Annotated in this window: 2 protein-coding genes; both read right to left on the reverse strand. The window is 44.3% G+C overall.

Features of this window, described 5'->3' with window-relative positions; translation table 11 throughout:
- Window positions 1-1,217, reverse strand: a 1,217-nt coding sequence (clpX, locus tag A3729_RS16575) for an ATP-dependent Clp protease ATP-binding subunit ClpX (protein WP_068634090.1), incomplete at its 3' end; no start/stop codon positions are given.
- 149 nt (window positions 1,218-1,366) lie between these two features.
- The coding region (locus tag A3729_RS16580; protein ID WP_197475886.1) for an ATP-dependent Clp protease proteolytic subunit at window positions 1,367-1,762 on the reverse strand (396 nt) is incomplete at its 5' end.

Raw genomic sequence — 1,762 nt, forward strand, 5'->3', positions numbered from 1 at the left:
TTGATGGTATTTTCATCAATAACAACCTTGCTTATGCCCGACTCGGATGGAATGTGATACATAGTATCGAGTAAAACATTCTCCAAAATCGACCTTAAGCCACGAGCACCAGTCTTTCTTTCCATTGCCTTATTGGCAACAGCACGAAGCGCCTCTTCCCTAAAATCAATTTCAACGCCTTCCATTTCAAAAAGCTTTTGATATTGCTTAGAGAGCGAGTTCTTAGGCTCTGTCAAAATTTGCATTAACGCAGCTTCATCAAGCTCGTTTAGCGTTGCAATCACCGGCAAACGACCAACAAACTCAGGAATCAAACCATACTTAACCAAGTCTTCGGTTTCGACTTCTTTTAGCGTCTCACCAACCTTACGCTCTGCATCCTTACTCTTAACCGATGCACCAAAGCCAATTCCACTCTTCTCAGAACGATCAGCAATAACCTTATCCAGGCCTGCAAAGGCACCGCCACAGATAAACAGCATATTAGTTGTATCAACCTGCAAGAATTCTTGCTGAGGATGCTTACGTCCACCCTGAGGAGGAACCGAAGCAACCGTACCTTCGATCAACTTAAGCAAAGCCTGTTGCACACCTTCACCTGACACATCTCGTGTAATTGAAGGGTTATCAGACTTACGAGAAATCTTGTCGATTTCATCAATATAAACAATTCCGCGCTGCGCTTTCTCTACGTCGTAATCGCACTTTTGCAGAAGCTTCTGAATAATGTTCTCGACGTCTTCACCAACGTAACCGGCTTCTGTCAGCGTGGTTGCATCAGCAATCGTAAATGGAACATTCAATAAGCGCGCTAGCGTCTCGGCCAATAGCGTTTTACCACTACCCGTTGGGCCAATCAGCAAGATATTACTCTTGCCCAGCTCAATATCAGACTTAGCATTGTCGAACTTCAGACGCTTATAATGGTTATAAACAGCAACAGAAAGAACTACTTTAGCTCTCTCCTGCCCAATCACATAGTCGTCAAGCGTTTCTTTAATTTCTTGCGGTACAGGTAGTCTATCACTAGCTTCCTCAGAAGCTGTCTCCTGCACCTCTTCACGAATAATATCGTTACAGAGGTCTACACATTCATCACAGATAAAGACAGATGGGCCTGCAATCAGTTTTCTCACTTCATGCTGACTTTTGCCACAAAAGGAGCAGTAAAGTAATTTACCGTTATCTCCGCCCTTACCGTTTTTTTCATCGGTCATCAGATTTCCTACTTACTGTACAAAGCGCCTCTTCGAACGCCTGCGCGCAATGAAGCGGCTCTTACCGCTGCGCGATATTCATTTAATCGCCTGAGAAGTCCTATTCGAGCAGCTTAAGCTCTATCTTCCCAGGCAAGTGCCCCTCACTACTACTCTGCCGACGGACGCTTTTCAATCACTGAGTCAATTAAACCATATTCTACTGCCTCAGCACCATCCATAAAATTGTCACGATCTGTATCTTGAGCAACTTCTTCGATATCACGGCCTGTATGTTCAGCCATAATTTTATTCAGCTTATCACGAATCGTTAGAATTTCTTTAGTATGAATCTCAATATCAGTCGCCTGCCCCTGATAACCACCTAAAGGTTGGTGAATCATCATTCGCGAATGAGGAAGACAATGACGCTTACCTTGAGCACCACCCGTCAACAACAATGCGCCCATACTACACGCCTGACCAATACATAACGTAGAAACATCCGGCTTGATAAACTGCATTGTGTCATAGATAGACATACCCGCAGTAACTGAGCCACCAGG

Source organism: Oleiphilus sp. HI0043, from assembly GCF_001634935.1.